Annotated in this window: 17 protein-coding genes and 1 pseudogene; 6 read left to right on the top strand and 12 right to left on the bottom strand. The window is 63.3% G+C overall.

Annotated elements, in window-relative coordinates:
- Positions 1 to 130: 130 nt before the first annotated feature.
- Positions 131 to 712: a recombinase family protein gene (locus PV761_RS23125; RefSeq protein ID WP_347899893.1), complete on the bottom strand. Its 582-nt coding sequence runs from the start codon at positions 710 to 712 to the stop codon at positions 131 to 133.
- A gap of 335 nt (positions 713 to 1047) precedes the next feature.
- On the opposite strand from PV761_RS23125, the gene PV761_RS23120 reads away from it, so the two are divergent.
- Genes PV761_RS23120 through PV761_RS23110 form a run of 3 tightly spaced genes read left to right on the top strand, consistent with a single transcriptional unit; the run spans position 1048 to position 4831 of the window.
- The gene (locus tag PV761_RS23120) at positions 1048 to 2721 is read left to right on the top strand and encodes a DDE-type integrase/transposase/recombinase (RefSeq protein ID WP_347899892.1); all 1674 of its coding nucleotides are present in this window, start codon (positions 1048 to 1050) and stop codon (positions 2719 to 2721) included.
- A 2-nt stretch (positions 2722 to 2723) separates the two neighbouring features.
- Positions 2724 to 3632 carry a TniB family NTP-binding protein gene (locus PV761_RS23115; RefSeq protein ID WP_347899894.1) on the top strand — a complete coding sequence of 303 codons (909 nt, stop codon included), beginning with the start codon at positions 2724 to 2726 and terminating at the stop codon, positions 3630 to 3632.
- Positions 3629 to 4831 (top strand): TniQ family protein, encoded by a 1203-nt coding sequence (locus PV761_RS23110; RefSeq protein ID WP_347899891.1) that lies wholly within the window; start codon positions 3629 to 3631, stop codon positions 4829 to 4831. Before PV761_RS23115 ends, PV761_RS23110 begins: the two co-directional genes overlap by 4 nt.
- 84 nt (positions 4832 to 4915) lie before the next feature.
- Here PV761_RS23110 and PV761_RS23105 read toward each other — a convergent pair whose 3' ends face one another.
- From PV761_RS23105 to PV761_RS23095, 3 genes are read right to left on the bottom strand one after another with little or no spacing between them, the layout of a single operon-like run.
- On the bottom strand, positions 4916 to 5806 hold the full coding sequence (locus tag PV761_RS23105) for an AAA family ATPase (protein ID WP_347899890.1): 891 nt from the start codon (positions 5804 to 5806) through the stop codon (positions 4916 to 4918).
- Positions 5807 to 5825: 19 nt separating this feature from the next.
- The gene (locus PV761_RS23100; protein ID WP_347899889.1) at positions 5826 to 7277 is read right to left on the bottom strand and encodes a Mu transposase C-terminal domain-containing protein; all 1452 of its coding nucleotides are present in this window, start codon (positions 7275 to 7277) and stop codon (positions 5826 to 5828) included.
- Positions 7274 to 7861 (bottom strand): recombinase family protein, encoded by a 588-nt coding sequence (locus PV761_RS23095; RefSeq protein ID WP_347899888.1) that lies wholly within the window; start codon positions 7859 to 7861, stop codon positions 7274 to 7276. Before PV761_RS23095 ends, PV761_RS23100 begins: the two co-directional genes overlap by 4 nt.
- A gap of 727 nt (positions 7862 to 8588) precedes the next feature.
- Here PV761_RS23095 and PV761_RS23090 point away from each other — a divergent pair.
- Complete coding sequence (locus PV761_RS23090) at positions 8589 to 8720, top strand: hypothetical protein (protein ID WP_347899887.1); 132 nt, start codon at positions 8589 to 8591, stop codon at positions 8718 to 8720.
- Between the two features lie 291 nt (positions 8721 to 9011).
- Positions 9012 to 9623, top strand: a complete 612-nt coding sequence (locus PV761_RS23085; RefSeq protein WP_347899886.1) for a recombinase family protein — start codon at positions 9012 to 9014, stop codon at positions 9621 to 9623.
- A 377-nt stretch (positions 9624 to 10000) separates the two neighbouring features.
- Here the strand turns inward: PV761_RS23085 and PV761_RS23080 are convergent.
- The 6 genes and pseudogenes from PV761_RS23080 to PV761_RS23055 all read right to left on the bottom strand — a co-directional run.
- A pseudogene (locus PV761_RS23080) lies at positions 10001 to 10135 on the bottom strand (carbonic anhydrase); the annotation flags it as partial.
- Between the two features lie 143 nt (positions 10136 to 10278).
- Entirely contained in the window at positions 10279 to 11502 is a 1224-nt protein-coding gene (locus PV761_RS23075) for a heparan-alpha-glucosaminide N-acetyltransferase domain-containing protein (RefSeq protein WP_347899885.1), read from the bottom strand.
- Between the two features lie 2 nt (positions 11503 to 11504).
- Positions 11505 to 11759: a hypothetical protein gene (locus tag PV761_RS23070; protein WP_347899884.1), complete on the bottom strand. Its 255-nt coding sequence runs from the start codon at positions 11757 to 11759 to the stop codon at positions 11505 to 11507.
- 27 nt (positions 11760 to 11786) lie between these two features.
- On the bottom strand, positions 11787 to 12017 hold the full coding sequence (locus tag PV761_RS23065) for a DUF3105 domain-containing protein (protein ID WP_347899883.1): 231 nt from the start codon (positions 12015 to 12017) through the stop codon (positions 11787 to 11789).
- A 175-nt stretch (positions 12018 to 12192) separates the two neighbouring features.
- Positions 12193 to 12792 carry a DUF305 domain-containing protein gene (locus PV761_RS23060; RefSeq protein ID WP_347899882.1) on the bottom strand — a complete coding sequence of 200 codons (600 nt, stop codon included), beginning with the start codon at positions 12790 to 12792 and terminating at the stop codon, positions 12193 to 12195.
- Between the two features lie 147 nt (positions 12793 to 12939).
- A complete protein-coding gene (locus tag PV761_RS23055) occupies positions 12940 to 13419 on the bottom strand; it encodes a hypothetical protein (RefSeq protein WP_347899881.1) in 480 nt (159 codons plus the stop codon).
- Between the two features lie 806 nt (positions 13420 to 14225).
- On the opposite strand from PV761_RS23055, the gene PV761_RS23050 reads away from it, so the two are divergent.
- Positions 14226 to 14687 (top strand): rhodanese-like domain-containing protein, encoded by a 462-nt coding sequence (locus tag PV761_RS23050; RefSeq protein ID WP_347899880.1) that lies wholly within the window; start codon positions 14226 to 14228, stop codon positions 14685 to 14687.
- Between the two features lie 345 nt (positions 14688 to 15032).
- Here PV761_RS23050 and PV761_RS23045 read toward each other — a convergent pair whose 3' ends face one another.
- The gene (locus tag PV761_RS23045) at positions 15033 to 15638 is read right to left on the bottom strand and encodes a ferric reductase-like transmembrane domain-containing protein (protein ID WP_347899879.1); all 606 of its coding nucleotides are present in this window, start codon (positions 15636 to 15638) and stop codon (positions 15033 to 15035) included.
- Between the two features lie 765 nt (positions 15639 to 16403).
- Entirely contained in the window at positions 16404 to 17222 is an 819-nt protein-coding gene (locus PV761_RS23040) for a hypothetical protein (protein ID WP_347899878.1), read from the bottom strand.
- Positions 17223 to 17769: the final 547 nt, after the last annotated feature.

Genomic DNA, 17769 nt, shown 5'->3' with positions numbered 1-17769 from the left:
CCATGATTCCCGCTTCGAGATAGCGCCGAATCAACTTCAAAAGCCGCTTGTCTTTCACTTTCCGCGCAACCCTGGCCTGTGACTGTTGGCGGTAAATGGCGGTCTTTTTGCGGCGCTAAATGTCGCCCTGCTAGTCGGCAAGCGCTCGTGACCGCCTGTAGAACGTCGCTCGGGACATACCGAGATCCCGGGCAACCTGCGCCGCGGGCTCGCCACCTTTGACCAAGCGAACAGCACTTCTGATCTGACTATCAGTGACCCGGCGGGGTCGGCCGCCAAGGTCCTTGCCAGCTTCTCTTCGCTTGATTATGGAATCAGTGACGCGTTCGCGCTTGATCTCGTGTTCCATCTGCGCGAGGGCGGCCATGATCGTGAACAACATAGAGCCCATCGGTGTTGCTGTGTCGACGTCGCCTCCGCCCAAGTTCAGGACGCGCAGGCCGGCGCCCCTGCTGCGGAGTTCGTCGGCGAAGGCAAGCATGTTCTGAGTGGATCGCCCGAGCCGGTCCAAAGTCGTGATGACGAGGGTGTCACCCTCCATGAGCGCGTCGAGTGCTCGATCGAACTGGGGTCGCGACGCGCGCGCTCCGGAGACACCCTGGTCGACGTAGAGGTCATCGCGTCGAACGCCGGCGTCCAGTAGATCCGCCCGCTGCCGGTCCGTGGACTGCTGCCGCGTCGAAACCCGTGCATAGCCAATAAGTTTCGACACGCCTGCCTCCAATGTGTCTCATAACTAATGATTACTACGCCAATTCAAGCAGAAGGTTTCGAGACATAGTTATGAGAATCGCCGGGCGCAGAGAAAGTCGTGAGATTTCTGTCATTTTCCGAAGGCGAGTGCACGAATGTCCGAAGTCCTGCTCACAGGGTGTTTTTGTCAACAGTGGTCAGCACGGAATTTCAGGAGACCTCAGCACCATCCGCCGGTCCGTACCCGATAGTCCTTGATTTCCTGCGGGTACGGAGAGCATCGTTGGACGTGGCCCGGTACGTGAGGTCGCGGCGACGCCCGTAATTAAGTCCGCTGCACGAGTAGGGACTGGCATGGAACCGGAATCAACACCGATCAGTGGGCACGGCTTGCTGACCATGCCGGATGCGGTCTGGGAACTGGCACGCCGGCGGGCTGAAATCATCGCGCCGTTGGCGCGACTGAGCATCATCGGTAAACAGGCGGTCGACGAAGCTTCACGGGAGCTGGGTATCTCCAGGCGGCACGTGTATCTGCTCATCCAACGCTACCGTGAGGGCAGCGGCGTGGTGACGGATGTTGCCCCCGGACACTCCAGCGGAGGCCAGGGCAAAGGCCGGTTGCCTGAAAGCGTCGAGGCCGTGATTGACGAGCTGGTCCGTAAGCACTACCTGACGCGGCAAAAGCTTTCCCGGGCGGCGTTCTATCGCGAGGTCGTTCAGGCGTGCCGGACCCGGGAGCTTCCTGTGCCGGCGCTGAATACTGTTACTCGCAGGATCGCCCGGCTGCATCCGGTGGAGGTCAGGCGCAGCCGCGAGGGTAGGGACGCCGTCCGGCCCTTGCAGTCGGCCGGCGGGAACGTGCCGGCCATCGTGGCGCCGTTGGACCAGGTGCAGATCGACCACACCGTGATTGATCTGATCGTCGTCGATGACCGGGACCGGCAGCCCATCGGCCGGCCCTACCTGACGGCTGCCATCGATGTTTACAGCCGCTGCCTGCTGGGAATGGTCGTGACCCTGGAGGCGCCATCGTCGGTGTCGGTGGGCTTGTGCATCGCGCACATGGCCTGCGACAAGCGGCCCTGGCTGGAAACACTGGGCGTGGACGCGGCCTGGCCGATGAGCGGTAAACCTCGCGCACTCTATTTGGACAACGCCTCGGAATTTAAGAGCGAGGCGTTGCGCCGCGGCTGCGAACAGCACGGCATCAGACTCAACTACCGGCCACCGGGCCGCCCGCACTACGGCGGCATCGTGGAGCGCATCATCGGCACGGCCATGCAGCGGGTCCATGAACTGCCGGGCACGACCTTCTCCAATCCCGGCCAGCGAGGCGGTTACGATGCCGACAAAATGTCCGCACTGACCTTGATAGAGCTGGAACGCTGGCTGACCTTGGCAGTGGCCGGCTACCACGGCAGCATCCACGGATCCCTGAACCAGACACCGGCCGGGCGCTGGCATGAAGGGGTGGGAGAGTTCGGAGCGCAGCCTGTTGTTGCGCACCCCGCGGCGTTTCTCGTCGATTTCCTGCCGGTCATCCGGCGCAGAATCACCCGGACCGGTTTTGTCATCGACCATGTCCATTACTTCGCGAACGTGCTCAAGCCGTGGATTGCGCGGCGGGACCGGGAGGAAAAATTCATCATCCGGCGGGACCCTCGGGACATCAGCAGGGTCTGGGTGCTGGAACCGGAGGGAACGGCCTATGTGGAAGTGCCGTACCGTACGGTTTCCCATCCGGCGGTGACGTTGTGGGAACACCGGCAGGCACTGGCGCGGCTCCGTCAGCAGGGACACGACCAGGTCAACGAGGAAGCACTGTTCCGCATGATCGATCAGATGCGCGTTATCGCCGCCACGGCGCAACGGGCAACCCGCAGATCACGCCGGGATCTGCAGCGGCGGCGCCACCTCCATACCTCCGGGACCGCGAAGACCCCGGCGGTGCCCCCGGATGAGATGCTTCCGCCCACGAATGACACCGCGGTAGCCCGTCCTTTTGACGAGGTCGAGCAGTGGTGAGCATCGATGACTACCCTCCGCCGGATCTGTCCCATCTCCAGCCCTGGGCCCAGACTATGGCCCGCCTGCCGGCGGAGGAAAGGATCCAGCGCATCCGGGCGGACCGCTGGATCGGGTACCCCCGGGCGGTCCGGACCCTCACCCGGCTCGAAACACTCTATGACTGGCCAGGCAAACAGCGCATGCCCAACCTTCTCCTGATCGGACCGACGAACAACGGCAAGTCCATGATCATCGAACGGTTCCGACGCCAGCACGCGCCACACTCCGGCGCGGACCAGGAACACATCCCCGTACTGTGCGTCCAGATGCCCTCCGAACCGTCCATCCCGCGGTTCTACACGGCCGTGCTCGCCGCGCTCGGTGCGCCGACGGGACCGCGCCGGCGCGTAGCCGACCTGGAACAGCTCACACTTGCCGTGCTGCGCCGGGTCGGGGTGCGGGTACTGGTGATTGACGAACTGCATAATGTCCTGGCCGGCCGGGCCGATGTCCGGCGCGAATTCCTGAACCTGCTGCGCTTCCTGGGAAACGAGCTGCGTATCCCGCTGGTGGGGGTCGGCACCCGTGACGCCTATCTCGCCATCCGTTCCGATGACCAGCTCGAAAACCGGTTTGAGCCCATGACGCTGCCCTTGTGGGAGGCCAATGCAGACCTGTCGTCCCTGCTGGCCAGCTTTGCCTCCTCCTTCCCGCTGCGCCTGCACTCAAATCTGGCGACCGATGACATGGCCCGCTACCTCCTCACCCGCAGCGAGGGCACCATCGGGGAGCTCACATCGCTCCTGACCGAAGCCGCAGTAGCAGCCGTGGACAGCGGCGAAGAATCCATCAACCACCGGACACTGACCCTCGCCGACTACGACGGTCCCAGCGTCCGGCGCCGGAAGTTCGAACGCGAACTCAGATGAGACCCCCGGAACGCTGGCCCCTGCACCCGGCACCTGCAGAAACGGAATCGCTGTCCTCCTGGCTGCGGCGGATCGCCGCCAGCTACGGGCTGCACTCGTACGAGCTGCTCGAACACGAACTCGGCCAGCGGGAACTCAGCGACCCCGAGCTGGATCTGGACCCGCCGACGCACCTGCTCGAGGAGCTCGCCAAGCGCACCGGTCTTGACCAACACCGCGTAGACGCCATGACCATGGCCGGATGGGTGCCTTGGCTCTTCGACAGCCTCATCCCTGCCCCCGGCGCCTACGAAACCTACGTGCACCAGCTCTCGGTGCTCCTGCCGCCCAAGCGGCGCAATATCTACGCCCCGCGGAAGTGGCTGCCATGGCTCCCGGGCACCGGGGCGCGGCGGGGATGCCCGGACTGCCTGGAATCCAGCCCGACGGTACTGCTCTTCTGGCAATTGCCGGTCATCGCCAGCTGCCCGGTACACGGGCGCCGTCTCGAAACCTACGAAGGGCGTCCGGCGGACTACATTCTGTGGGCAACTCCCGCCCATGACCGGCGGGCGCTTCCGGAGTCGTTGTCCCTCATGGACCGGCGCACCTGGCAGGCCATAACGACCGGTTCCGTTGACCTGCCCCGGTATCCGGTTCACGCCGGCATCTGGTTCCGGCTGCTGCGTACCCTCCTGGACGAACTCACCACAGCCCAGGGACGATATGGCCGGCAACTGGACGACGTGCGTCGTGTCTGGGAACACTGCGGTCACCCGTTCCGGGCAGGGCTGTATTCGTGGCAACCGTTCGAAACCCTCCATTGGACCGCCCAGCAGCAGCTGCTCGAAGCAGCAGCAGTCGCGATGGAACTGATCGAAGCCGGCTCACTGACTGCCCGGGGAACCTCCGCGCACCTCCTCAGGCCTGAACCCTCCTCCAACATCGGCGACGGAACCCGGCCCGCCCCACTGACAGAAACCGCCGACGCACAAGAGAAGCCGACTCCGGACGTGCTCTGGAAACGGGCATTGGATTCACTGGGCGCCGCCATCGCAGCAGCGAAAGAAGACCCGATCGTCGCGAAACAGCTCTTCGACGTCGCACGGTACGGACTCCGGAATGAAGAATCCGTGCGCGCTCTCCGGGAAACCTTCGTCGAGCTTCAGATACCCCTCGACTTCCTGTCACAAACAAACGATCAGCACCCCTTTGCATGACTTAGAATAAATAACTGGTTAAGTGACAACTTCTGTAATTCTCCGCGGTATTTGGCGGGTTTTTCGTGGCGCTATATGGCGCGGTCAGGTGCCGATGAGCAGGGTTTCGCGCGCTGCTTCGACGACCTCCTTGGTGATGCTGTTGAGCTGGTTGATATCGCGGATGCGAGTGATTTGCGTGAAGAGACGCTGGATGAGCCGGAAGTTGCCGTTGGTGATGCGGGCAACGGCGGCGATCGCTTCGGCATCGGTGAAGTCCTGGGGGTCGATACTTAGACCGAGCTCCTGCCAGCGGTTTGTCAGGACGAAGGTGAGTTCCTCGGTGCCGAGGGTCCGGTAATGGTGGGCGAAGCCGATGCGGCTGTAGAGCTGAGGGTAGCGGGCGAGGCGTTTTTCGATGCCGGGCATGCCGATAAGGATGACGCCCATAGTGTGGCGGTCGTAGTAGTCCCGGACTTGCTCAAGTGCCGGAGGTTTGAGCCGGTCGGCCTCGTCAATGATGAGGAGTTCGGTCAGACCGGAGGCCCGGGAGTCGCGGTGCTCGAAGACGTCGATGTTGCCTTCCCGGGCGTATTCGGCTGCCCAGGAGACTCTTTGGCAGATCCGAGGCAGTTGCCGGTCGATCTCTCGGGGGCTGATGGTCACAGTGGGGGTCCAGAATGCTGTTCTGGCTTCGAGCACGCGGGCAGGGACGGGCTCGGTGTTGGTTTGACCGGTCCGTTGCCATTGTTCCCATTCGGTCGCACCGGCGTAGGCGCGTGCTGAAAGGGTTTTACCGACGCCGGGCGGGCCGAAGCAAACGCCGATGTGGCGGTTGGTGCGCACTGCGGTGGCGAACTCCGTGAAACGCCGGTGCTCCTTGGTGATAAGAAATGGCGGCGTGTCGGGCGGGACCGGTGGAGGGGCGGCGGAAATCTCGCCGAGATCGGCGGACAGGAAGCGGCGGCCGTCGTCATTCTCGTCCTTGGCGGGCATGAGTTTTCCTCTCCTTCGGTCAGCCTTCGGCGTAGATGCGAAGCTGATGCTGCTTTTCGTCCGCAGTTTGCTGCCCGGCCCTTGTCGGTTGGACGGGTGCCGGCGGCGCGTAGCGGTCGTCGGCAGGAAGGGCATCGGCGAGGCTGAGCTTGGTGCGCAGCTGTTTCTTCAGCTCGTTCCGGCGTGCTGATCTGGCCGCCTTGAGCTGCCTGAAGGTGATGGTTCCGGCGGCGAGTTCCGGGGCGATGGCGCGGCAGAGGAACGTGTCCTGGTGCCAGACGCGGATCTCGGCCATGTCCCGGGGGTCGTAGCGGATGGTGACGGCTTCGCCGACAAAGGCGGAAAGTGTGAGGTCCAGGTAGCGCAGGCCGTTGAAGTGGATGCCGTCGCGGTGGATGATGCGCTGGTGTGCGACGGTCAGGAGCAGGAGGCCCAGGTCCTCGGGCCGCGCCGGCAGTCTGGGGATCCAGCCGCCGGCCTGCCAGCGTGCTGTGGGGACCTCTCCGGTTTCGGAGTGCGTGCTGTGGTTGTATTCGTCAACGATGAACTGCTCGAGCGCGGTGTCGAGCTGTTCGAGGGTCATCGTCGGTGCCGTCACCGGGGTCCCGCGGGTGCCGTGCGGGATGAAACCGGGCAGATGCGGTAGGAGCCCTTCGGTGATGGTGCGGTAGAACCGCTCAATCTTCCCGCGGCCCTGCGGCACGCCGGGGACGGAATGGATGAGCCGGATGTGGGTGTCAAGGCAGACCCGTTCAAGGTGGGTGCTGGTGAAGTCTGCACCGTGATCGCTGTAGAGGAGATCGGGCAGACCCATGACGGGCCAGGCCGGATGCTTCTTGCGCTGCACGGCCTGGTGAAGGGCCAGTGCCGTCTGGAGCGCGGTCGGCGCACCAGTGAAGACGGTGTAGCCGGCGACGGCGCGGGAGTAGTCATCGAGTACGACGGTCAGCCACGGGCGTGCGCGGGCCCCGGCGGCGTCGACGATCTCGATGTCCAGCTCGGTGTGATCGCACTGCCACTGCTCGTTCGCGCGGCTGGCGGTGCGACGGTAGACCAGCTCGAACCGGTCCCGGTACGCGGCGTCGCCTTCGAGGGCGATGGTGCGCAGTCCGGAATCGATGGCGGCAACGACCGCTCGGACCGTCGAGTAGGCGGGGGCGGGAATGCCACGATCGAGCGCGACGGCACCGATCCGCCGGTGGATGAACGCGATGGTCGGCGCCGGGCGGCGGAGTGCGAGGCCTTCGATCGCGCCCACGATTTCGGGCGGGAGCGCACGGCTTCCGCGGTCCGAGCGTGGCTGGCGGCCCAGGGCCGCAACCGAGCCGCCGGCACGGAATCCCGCAGTCCACCGTTGCAGCGTGCGGAGAGGGATGCCTGCCTGACCGGAGATGCTGGCGAGGGGAACACCGTCATCGATGTGCTGCCGGAGCAGTGCCGCACGGTCTTCGGCCGACAGCCGATGCTTCATGACCGGCGGTCTTCGGCCGCCTGCCGGTGGCGGTAGAGCGTCGCGCGGCTCCAGCCGACGAGTCGCGCCGCGTCCTCAGCGGAGCGGCCCTTCGCGCGGGCGTCCGAGGCGATCGCGAGCTTGTCGGCGATGACCAGCGGGTCGGACAAGGGCCGGCCGAAGCGGGTTCCGCCCTGTCTGGCCGCGGCGATGCCCGCGTTGACGCGTTCGACGATCAACTCCCGCTCATACTCAGCCAAAGTCGCGAGCATGTTCAGCATCAGACGGCCCGACGTTGTCGTGGGATCAATACCGTCCGAAATGGACCTCAGGTACACACCGCGTTCCCGCAGCAGGTTCACCGTGTTCAACACATCGATCAAGGACCGGCCGAGCCGGTCCACCCGCCACACCACGACCGTGTCACCAGGCTCCACATACGCGAGGAGCTTCTTCATCCCCGGACGTTCAATGGCTGCCTTGCTCCCGGACGTGACGTCAGCAAAAACATCACGCTTCTGCACCCCGGCATGGATAAGCGCATCGAGCTGCAACTTCGCGTCCTGACCCGACGTACTCACACGCGTATACCCAAGATGTCTCACCCGGCCATTGTGCCTCAGAAACCCCCGGCCAGCACCCAACTGAGACGATCCACGGTGAGACATCTTTCCGAGACACGCGCCGGCCCGGCGCGACGCCGATCCCTTAGACGCTCATCGACACGACGGCCGCGTCTCAAAAAACTGTTGCTTTTCGAGACACCGGTATTTGCAGACTTCGGCCAGGAGTTCGCTGCACCCGGGGCGAGAAAGATGGGGCGGACAGGTGGGCCAGCCCCGGCACACCTACCGTTGAAGACTGGCAGCCTTTCGGCGCGCCGGCCACTGGCGCTGCCCCAGGGTTTAGATTAGGGCAATGGTTAGCGAGTCCCACGGACGAAATGAGAGGGAATGTACATACTTTTGGGTTGCGTAGCTCTTGCTGTGGGCTTGCTCGGAGCATGGCAGCGCAAGCGGCTAATGGATTGGAGCACCCGCTGGAACAAGCGATCCGGGCCGCCAGGTGAGCTACTCAATAGGTTCCAGTCCGACCGGGGCTATCTCATTGGAGGCCTCGGGATGGCTTTTGCCGGCCTCATCACCGCAATTTACGGCGTGATCTCCGGCAGATAACCGCTCTGATCGCCCGCGAATCGGCCAGCCGATTTGGCTCGTGGATGACAGAATCTCATGAGTTAGCAGATCCCTAAGACGAGCGCTTCGCTATCTAAAGAATCGTTTAGTCCATAGGATGTGCAAACGAACGAATACTTGAATAGTAGGAGAAACCATGCCGATGATCGGTCCCGATCTTGGAGGCGGGGCGGAATACGTTGGCCTCGTATTCGCCCTCGTTGCAGTCGGCCTGGTGGGCCTTATCATCACTGCAATAGTGGTTCTCCGCAAGAAGAACAGAAAGTAACTTCGCTTCGTAAGGCTCCCGGGCCGCGTCTGTTCAACCGGTCAACCGGCCGCCCGGTAGAGGAGCTTTCCCCGTGGCGTGCCAGCTCTCGTCAGCTTGGCTCTCTCCCGTCGGAGAGCGGTCCGGCAAAGGCTCGGCTCCCGATCCCCTTCGGGGCTGCACCATGCGCCAAACAGCGATGTGAAAACGCCGCCATTTACCGCCGAAAGTCACAGACAACTTCGGAATCCCGCGAGACTTGGAATCACGCTGTCACTTAAACGAACGTATAAATGACGAAGGAGAAATTCCGTGCTGGTCGGATATATGCGTGTCTCCAAGGCCGACGGCTCCCAGACCACGGACCTGCAGCGCGACGCGCTCCTGGCCACCGGCATCGACGCGGCCTCCCTGTATGAAGACCGGGCCTCCGGGAAGAAGGATGACCGGCCCCAGCTGGCCGCCTGCCTCAAAGCCATGCGCCACGGCGACACCCTCATGGTCTGGAAGCTCGACCGGCTCGGCCGGGACCTCCGCCACCTGGTCAACATCGTCCATAACCTCACCGAACGCGGAATCGGGCTGAAAGTCCTCACCGGGCAGGGCGCCGCCATCGACACCACCACCGCCTCCGGGAAGCTCGTTTTCGGAATCTTCGCTGCCCTCGCCGAGTTCGAGCGCGAACTCATCTCCGAACGCACGACAGCAGGACTCGCAGCCGCCCGCGCCCGCGGCCGCAACGGCGGACGCCCCTACAAGATGACTCCCGCGAAACTCCGGCTCGCTATGGCGTCCATGGGTAAGCCCGGGACCAAAATCAGCGAACTCTGCACCGAACTCGGGATTACCCGCCAGACGCTCTACCGGCACGTCTCACCAACAGGGGAGTTGCGTTCTGACGGCGAGAAACTACTCTCTCGATAGCCACAGGCGACCTTGAGTACATAGTTGTGCAACGAAGTCGTGTGGCGTGTTGCCACTTCTCGAGTGAACAGTCCTGGGTGCCCAAGTTAGTAAGAACTGAGACGCCACACTTTCGCGCTGGGCTAGCCATTTTGCCGCCGCTGGCACTCCGTTTTATGGGCGGGCTCTATGACTCTCCGTGGGCGCCCTGCTCCAGTTCAGTAATGAGCAGTTACGAGCATGGCGCCTCCTGCGAGGTCGATAAACAGTCCTATGAAAAACAGCACAATCAGGGCTTTCCGCTGGGTATCCAGGGGCTCGCTCATCCATCGTGGATGCTTCACGACGAAAATAACCATCGGAATAACCAGCAATGTACCGATCAGCGAGAGCACTATCGTGAGCAGGTCGCCGGGACCGCTGCTGGTGATCAGGTTGGGGTTAACCCGTGAGTCCACGCAGGTGACGAACAGGGTGTCCGGATTCTGGCCATCCGCGAGATCCTTCACGTGCGGGAGCACCTTGTCAGCGTTGGAGTTGAATGAAGCGGTTTTGCTGAGCGTGGGCCTGTAACATTCCTGCCGCTCACTCCAAGCCGCGCCGGCCCAGGCCCCCGGGCGGGGGCCTGCTCACGCTACTGGGCCTCGTCGAGTAGCCACATCCCCGGTCATGTCCTTTATCGGATCCTGTCCGGCTCGTTCCGTCCCACCTGGTTCGCGGCATGGCCGAGCCATTCGAGGGGGCCGCGTTTCTTCAGGAGCGCGAAGGCCATTCCGATCAGCACGGCCAGCGCGGCCTGGGTAAAGTACATTCCTTGCTCGGTCCATCCCGGCGGGCGGCCCGAGGCCACTGCCCACACGTGCACGGTGTACAGGGTCAGCGTCATCGCTCCGGGGCCGCGGAGCGGCAGCAGCAGATCCACACCCAGCCGGTCCCCGAGCCTTCCTATCAGGAGGAAAAGCCCGACGACGGCCGCGGCCACGCCGCTGGTATGCAGCAGGTCCAGCGTGGTCCCTGAATGCGGCGCGCTCGACGCCAGCCACCACCAGGACCCTTCCTGCCGGACGCCTGCCAGATTGACCTGCAGGCGGCTGTCCAGCGGGTAATGGGGATCCGAGAGGATCGACTGCAGGGCGGCCCGGCCGCCCCACTCCTCCATTGCTGCCGTGCCCAGGACCTTGGCGAAGGCCGCCACAGCGGCGCCGCCGGCCAGCAGCAGCACCGGCAGGAACGCCGTCGTCAGCGCCAGCCTGCCGATGATCAGACCAACCAGCAGATACGAAATCCACTGGAAGACGGGGTAGTAACCCGTCAGGAACAGCTCGCCCAGCAGTTGGCCAGGAGTGGACAGGTCCCCCCACCCCGGATTGTGATTCAGCTGCAGGGGCGGATCGGCAGCCATCAGCCACGGCCGCAGCAGGAAGGCCAGCACCGGCGAGCCGAGGATCCAGCCCGCGGCCCAGGCGCAGAGGGCCTTCAGCCGCAGCCCGAGGAACGGCAGGACGCACAGGAAGAGCACGGCGTAGTGCACCAGGATCACCGCGATGTTGACTTCAAGGCCGCCCAGGGACAGTCCGATGAAGGCAATCACGAAAGCGCGCAGGGCTATGCCCCGCCGGGCAGCCGAAAGGGCGGCGCCTTCCAGGGGGCGTTCCTTGCCCGTGGACAGTGCCAGCCCGATGCCCGCAAGAACGGCGAAGAGGGCCGCTGCACGCCCGGAAAACACCAGGCCGACCCAGGTGGGGGTCTGGTTGGCGTCTGCCTCGAAGAGGGCCAGTATGTGGGTGGCCATCATGCCCAGCAGAGCGAGGCCGCGGGCCGCGTCAAGGCCCGTGAGGCGGCCGCCGGTTGCAGGTCCTTTCGCTGCTCTGGAGGTCAGGACAACGTGCCAGGGCGGCATGCTCAGCGTGTCTTCTTTGGCTCCGACCGGCCGGCCAGAATGGCGCCGATCATGAGCAGTGCGGCCCCGGTGGGGTAGCCGATGAAAATGTCCTCCGCGATGCTCGGGGCCCGCCCGAAGGGTTCAAGATGGGCGATCCAGTGCCCGATGGCGACCAGCGCACCAGCGGACATCAGAACCTGCCCGATGCGGACCAACCGCCGGTGGCGGCGGTAACTCTTGACAGGGTCCTCAGACGGCTTGTCGTTCTTCTTCACGGCTTGTCCTTTTTGATGTGCGGATGGCTAGTTGTTGGTTCCGCCGGTGCAGGGTGCGCCGGGTTTCGGCGCTTTCGGGGACTGGGCGTCAGCGCGGATGAACGCGGCAATGCGGGTGTCGCCAGCATCCTGCACAGCCAGCTGGGAGCCCCAGGCAGTGGCCGTCACCAGTGCGGCCTGCTCGTTCAACACGTTGAACGAGCAGTTGACATCACCGGCGTCCCTTCCAAGGAAGTCGCCGCGGGAGCCCATCAGCATGTGTTTCCTCCCCAGAGGAGCGCCGCGCAGGCCGGCTGTGACAGCGGCGAACTGCATAGGGAGCGGAAGGATAGACCACGCGGACTCCAGGGCAAAAGGGGAATGGGAATCGCTGGGGGTGTGCGGTGCAGGCCCGCGCCCGTGATACCAGCACGGGCCTGCACCGTGGGTGGGGCTAGAGGGTGCCCAGCAGGTCCTTCATTTCCTGGATTTCCGCTTCCTGGGCGGTCACGATGTCCTTGCTGAGCTGGACCGCGTCCGGGTTCTTACCGTCCGCTTCTTCGGTTTTGGCCATCATCACGGCGCCTTCGTGATGGGCGATCATCTGGGTCAGGAACAGCTTGGCTGCTTCCGTGCCCTGGGCGGCCTCGAGCTTCTTCATATCCTCGTCGCCCATCATCCCGGACATGCTCCCGCTCATGCTGCCGGACATCGTTGCCGATTCGTTCCAGTCTTTGAGCCAGCCGGTCATCTTCTCGATCTCGGGAGCCTGCGCTGCCTTGATTTTGGTGGCCAGGGCGGTCACGGCGGCGGGGATGTTCTGCTTCTTGAGCAGCATGTCGCTCATTTCCACTGCCTGGGCGTGGTGCGGGATCATCATCTGGGCAAACATCGTATCGGCCGCGTTGTGGTCTCCGGCAGTGACCGGAGCGGAACTGGACGACTTGCTGGAGCTGCCCATGTCCATGCCGGGCATGCTGCCTCCGCCGGAGCAGCCGGCGAGGGCGATGGCGGCGGCGAGGGCGGTAGCGGAAATAGTCAGAATCTTCTTCATGGAATTCACGGTCCTTCAAGCATCAACCGGCGCAGGGCACGGCTGTAAGGGGGGACGCGCAACCACAGAACGCATGGCTGATGCTGGGGCGCGTCAGGGAGAAAGTCTTGTACACCGGGCGGGTGGGCGCGGTGCGGCAAGTCCGCTTTACGTGCGGCTGATGCCGAGATCGCCCGGGGAAGGACTTCCCGGAAGATATGAAGACCCGGCGGCGGGGCTTGACGCCACTGCCAGATCCTGGGCCGCAAAAGGTGTGCTGCCAGGCGGCGGCGCCGCCAGCACGGTGGTCGCCGGGGAGGGGACACAGACCGCGTCCATGGCCGACATCGCCGTGCACGGACCCGAGCCAGCGCACGACGGGGCTGGCGTCGAAACCATTCCGGTAACGGCATTCGGCGCCGCGGCGTGGCCGGTGTGGGCACTGGCCGGTACCTGCGTCGGCACCGCCTGCTCAACGACACCGGCTGCCGGGACGTCCATTCCCGGGCCCGCAAAGGCCGGGGACATGTAGTGGGTTCCGGTCACTACGTGCATGGCCAAAATGCCGGCAATGACGGTCAGCAACCCCGCCAACAGGCCGACCCGACGGAGGAAGGCCAGGGAACGGCCGCGTACGTGGCTGGTCATGCTCTTCCTCCCTCCGTGCGTGATCGTGGTCAAGCGTACCGGCTCAGGCTGAGCGGGCTGTTGCTTGTGCGTCCGAGAGCTTCAACGTCTCTGGGCAGGGCTTAGTTTCATCCTGCGCGGGAGCAGGGCGTTCGCGACGGTTGAGTGTTCAAGGCCACGACAGTCGTTGAGACGGACATCAGCACGGCGCCGCGGGCCCGGGAAGAGCGCGACTCCGACAAAGGCCAGCCCACCGGCGGCGAGCGTGACGGAGATGAGGTTGCCGTACGGATGAGACGCTCCCCCCGGTTGTCTTAATGGCCGCCCTAGCTAGGGGATGCCGGTCAGCGATCCGGCTGAATGCCGGTCGCCGGAGCCGGGCCGGACTTCGTTTCGCCGGACCCGTAGGCGGGGCATGCCAAATCCTCCGGGACTGCACCACTGCCTGATCGAGGTGTTGGATTTCGTCCGCGGTGACCAGGATCGCCCGGGCTGTTGCGATGTCGAGGAAGAGTCCCGTGGCCGTCCCAACGGCCGTTTCCCGCCAGAATGACGTCGCCTTGCGCCCGCTCGCTCCAAGCACCACGATTCTCGAATCAACCTGTTCTTGAAATCCTTCGTTTCAAGAGGGGCGGCGCTGATGCCTTACCAGAGGGGCTGAACCCGGAAAGGCTGGATGTCTGCCAGCAGTCGGCCGTGAATAATCACCTTGCGAAAACGACACGCGGCAGATAGTCAGTGGTGGGGGCCCAGCCGCCCGGGTGGCGGGATCCGACGTTACATCGATGATCAAAGGCGACTGAATCCGGGGCAGGTACTATGCAGAAATGGCACCTCAGCAAGTTACTTCGACGCTCGTCGCGATTGTAGCGTTGGCGCTGCTGCTTGCCGGTTGCGGCGGGGCCGGCACTGGCAGCGCCGGCCCCGCCCAGTCCGCCGGCGCCGCACCGTCCGAGTCGATCTCGGCTGGACGGCTGTTGGATCCCGCTGCGTTCGCTTCAGCGATGGCAGAACCGGGGCGGGTCACCATCAACGTCCATGTTCCGTTCGATGGGCAGATCGCGGGCACCGACCGAATGATTCCATATGAACAAGTGGGGGCGGACGCCGCGAAGCTCCCCGCCGATTTGCAGACACCGCTTGCTGTTTACTGCCGTAGCGACAGGATGAGCAGTGCTGCGGTGCGCGCCCTCACCGCGCGTGGCTATACCAACATCGTAGAACTTGACGGCGGTATGGATGCATGGGCCGCGTCCGGTCGTCCCCTGTTGTCCACTCCCTGGGAATAGGCTCACGCCGAGGGCCATTGCGTGATTGCTAATAACGTGTATTCGGCTCAACGCGTCCTGGTAGTGAGGAGTGCTGATTGATAGGGGCTTTTGCTGCTGTTTGGGGCTGTCCGAGTAGGAAACCGCTGAGAAAGGACAGTGTCAGGCGGCCCCGGGCGTGCCGGGTGCGGGGTGGCCTGCCGTTTGGCGGCCTTGTTCCGCACGGACCGGTTCACCGTCCACAAATATCGGTTACCGGGCCCAGCGTGAAGCAGAATTCCCCGACCCAGTTTAGCAGACCATTCCGTTAGGTCAAAACCGGCCGGGCTATCAGCAAGATCAAACGCAAACAAATCACTAACACGACTAGCGGGAGAGCGCACCTTCTCGACCGCTGTGTCCGTGAGCGCGGCGCCGGCGCACTTCGCGCGCGAAGGCGGCCCATTGGAGAGCTATGACCGCTCCTCCCAGTATCAGGAACGGGATGCGGAACCAGTTCTCCGGTGCAGGGAGCCTGTGGAAAGAGACGGTGTAGTGCATGAAGAGGTAGTAGGACCCGTGCAGCACAACGAGGTACAGAACCACGTACGCGCCGTTGTGGATCCACTTCCATGCCGGTGGGCCCACAAAGCGCAAGGCCCGATCTGAGGACGTAGCAACGAGGACGAGCATCCATACGAGGGCCACAAGCCCGATGAGATTGGCCAACCCGAAACCAGGCTCCATCCGCGCCTCCCGCGCTAACTGCGGCACGAACTCATAGCCCAGGAACCGGCGCAGGCTCCACTGCGCCCATCCGTCGATGACCAGCAGGGCGTGCACCGTCGCCACCAGTCCGGCCCAGACACCAATTGCGCGGCGCCACCGCAGAAGCCAGCCCGCTGACGACCAGAGCTTCGCTGCGGGCCCGATGGCAAGCGCCGTAAAGAGGAGCAAGGCCGCGGCGTCACCGACTGCACGCCAAAGCCTCATATCGGGCGACCAATCCATACGGCTTAGCCAAAAGGCGACAGCCAGCACAATGGCCAGGGCCACTACTGCACAGTGTCGCCAGATACTGGGGCCCATACTGCTGGATCGCCGCTGCGCATTCATGCTTTTTCTCCTCATCCCGGGGCCCCGCTCCCGTTACGGCTCTGAGGGGCACGGAAAGCGGGGGCACTAACTCGTGCGGGGCACCACGCTGCTTCCGCGTAGCCAGGCACCCGGCCGTGACGACCCGAAGCATGGTGGTTAAACGTTCTACGGTTACTTGAAGTCTTCAGGATAGGCTACTACGCCTCATAGTTCCTGGCGGCTTCGAAACCACAGCTTGAGGACCAGCACCCGAACCGGGCCCGGCACAACAGATGACCGGTCAGATCCACGGCGCCCACAGCGAACAGGTCTCTGCGCAATTGCTGGCGTGCTGCCGGCCGAGGACAGGCAGTGCAGACGACTTCGGATATTCCGTGCAGACGACTTCGAAAAATGACAATTTCACAAGAATCAGGATCTTACGGGACAGAGCCAGTGAGACGTCTCGTATCCCAACGGTTACGAGACCGGGCCTAGGAGGTCAAGTTGGATACTGTCTCGGAGCAACATTTCGGGCAGGGTTCGGCACAGCAGACCGACAAGCCGACATGGCTCGAGTTCACTCCCCTGATCCGGTCACGTGAGGCGACATCAATAATGCTGTCCCTGACTGAACGTCAGGTAGCTAACGTCAAGGATTGCTGTGTACCGCACAGGGTGTTACTCGACATCATCGGGGCGTGCTCCGATGAACCAACGGAAACAAACTGAGCAGAACGTCGGAGGCTCGGAAGCCGTGCTGAGCCCGACCGGAAATCCATAGTCGTTTAGGCGCTGCGGTTCTGTTTCATAGAGCTTTCTAACGTCCTCTTTGCAGAAGTATTCGTCGCCCCACTGGTAAATTTCGTGTACGGGATATTTTTGTTGCGTCAGGTGAGCCAGCTCTTCCACTATGCGTTCCAAATGCGCAGCGTCGGCGTCAGTACTTTGCTCAATCCTGAAAGTCATCCTTCCGCCGGACTGAACTGATGAGCGCCTCAACAGCATCTGTTCGCGGCCATCGGAAGTGGCCAACGCGGCGCTTTCCACGACTCCAAGGATGACGTCGGGCTTTCCGTCAGAAATCCGCCAACCTGACATTGCTTCCCTGTATCGACTGCCAGCAAACATGTTGAAGACCTCAAGCCCGGTGATCGGGGTATCACGGTCAGTCATTGCCGCAGGGATCTTCCAGGACCTGAACCGCGGAGAAGCGTTGAGGTGGGTCACAACTAAGCTAAGCCCTGCGAGATCGAATACCAGCGACGGTTTTTCGTCAATCACGAAGTACGTCCCAGGCCTCCTTCGCAGTTCCGCTGCTGCGCGTGCCGACATCACTGTGGAGTAAGCCGGTTCAGTGGTCATGTAACGCTTAAGCGTCGTGTTCTGCCAGGCATTCCGCCTGGCAGTGAGCAGATGGACATCGGATCTGCGGATGTAGGCCACAGGGGTGACCAATAAATGTAGGTCGCGAGGGAGCGACACGGGCTTGATCAGCATGTTGTCCTAGCCTCTCGCGAAAAGCAACGTCGAAGCTGGTGCCGCTAAATCAGCCTCGCGCGGGACCCGGAGGCGGGCCAAAGGGTTCTCAGCTTCATCGCGGCGAAGTGCGCGCCAGGCAGCGAGAACACGTCCGAAGAGTTGTGAAACTGTCAGCAACGCGTCCTGTTTGGTCAAAACCCTCAACCTGGGCAGCTCACTGGCTAGGGTACGAAGTTGAGAGTTCGAAGCAGCAGGCCTCGCCGGTATCGAACCGCAGGCAGCTTGTAGCATGATTGTTCCCCCAATTCACCTTCGCGTTCCCCTGGAGTCTACGTTAGCGCTTGCATTCAATCGTTCCCGTCACTCCGGTGTCTACCTTCCCGTATCCCTAGGGATACGAGACGAAGGAATTAGGCCAGGCCCTCGCTCCGTGGCTCTGCGCGCCATTTAGCGATCACAAAACGCCGCCAAATAGCGCCGAAAGTCACACCCTGGCCATCAGCGCGTCGTGGTTCACCCGGTCAAAGAACGCATCCAGGTCAACCTCGACCACCCACCGATACCC

Source organism: Arthrobacter sp. CC3 (assembly GCF_039907775.1).
Lineage (GTDB): Bacteria > Actinomycetota > Actinomycetes > Actinomycetales > Micrococcaceae > Arthrobacter.
Note: the sequence above shows the minus strand (reverse complement) of the source record. Positions and strands in the feature narration are given on the sequence as shown.

What these genes read in the sequence shown, in the direction of transcription:
- PV761_RS23120 (WP_347899892.1), top strand. Translation starts at nt 1,048, where the DNA reads ATGGAACCGGAATCAACACCGATCAGTGGGCACGGCTTGCTGACCATG.
- PV761_RS23110 (WP_347899891.1), top strand. Translation starts at nt 3,629, where the DNA reads ATGAGACCCCCGGAACGCTGGCCCCTGCACCCGGCACCTGCAGAAACG.
- PV761_RS23105 (WP_347899890.1), bottom strand. Translation starts at nt 5,806, where the DNA reads ATGCCCGCCAAGGACGAGAATGACGACGGCCGCCGCTTCCTGTCCGCC.
- PV761_RS23100 (WP_347899889.1), bottom strand. Translation starts at nt 7,277, where the DNA reads ATGAAGCATCGGCTGTCGGCCGAAGACCGTGCGGCACTGCTCCGGCAG.
- PV761_RS23090 (WP_347899887.1), top strand. Translation starts at nt 8,589, where the DNA reads ATGCCGATGATCGGTCCCGATCTTGGAGGCGGGGCGGAATACGTTGGC.
- PV761_RS23075 (WP_347899885.1), bottom strand. Translation starts at nt 11,502, where the DNA reads ATGCCGCCCTGGCACGTTGTCCTGACCTCCAGAGCAGCGAAAGGACCT.
- PV761_RS23065 (WP_347899883.1), bottom strand. Translation starts at nt 12,017, where the DNA reads ATGCTGATGGGCTCCCGCGGCGACTTCCTTGGAAGGGACGCCGGTGAT.
- PV761_RS23060 (WP_347899882.1), bottom strand. Translation starts at nt 12,792, where the DNA reads ATGAAGAAGATTCTGACTATTTCCGCTACCGCCCTCGCCGCCGCCATC.
- PV761_RS23055 (WP_347899881.1), bottom strand. Translation starts at nt 13,419, where the DNA reads ATGACCAGCCACGTACGCGGCCGTTCCCTGGCCTTCCTCCGTCGGGTC.
- PV761_RS23050 (WP_347899880.1), top strand. Translation starts at nt 14,226, where the DNA reads ATGGCACCTCAGCAAGTTACTTCGACGCTCGTCGCGATTGTAGCGTTG.
- PV761_RS23045 (WP_347899879.1), bottom strand. Translation starts at nt 15,638, where the DNA reads ATGAGGCTTTGGCGTGCAGTCGGTGACGCCGCGGCCTTGCTCCTCTTT.
- PV761_RS23040 (WP_347899878.1), bottom strand. Translation starts at nt 17,222, where the DNA reads ATGCTGATCAAGCCCGTGTCGCTCCCTCGCGACCTACATTTATTGGTC.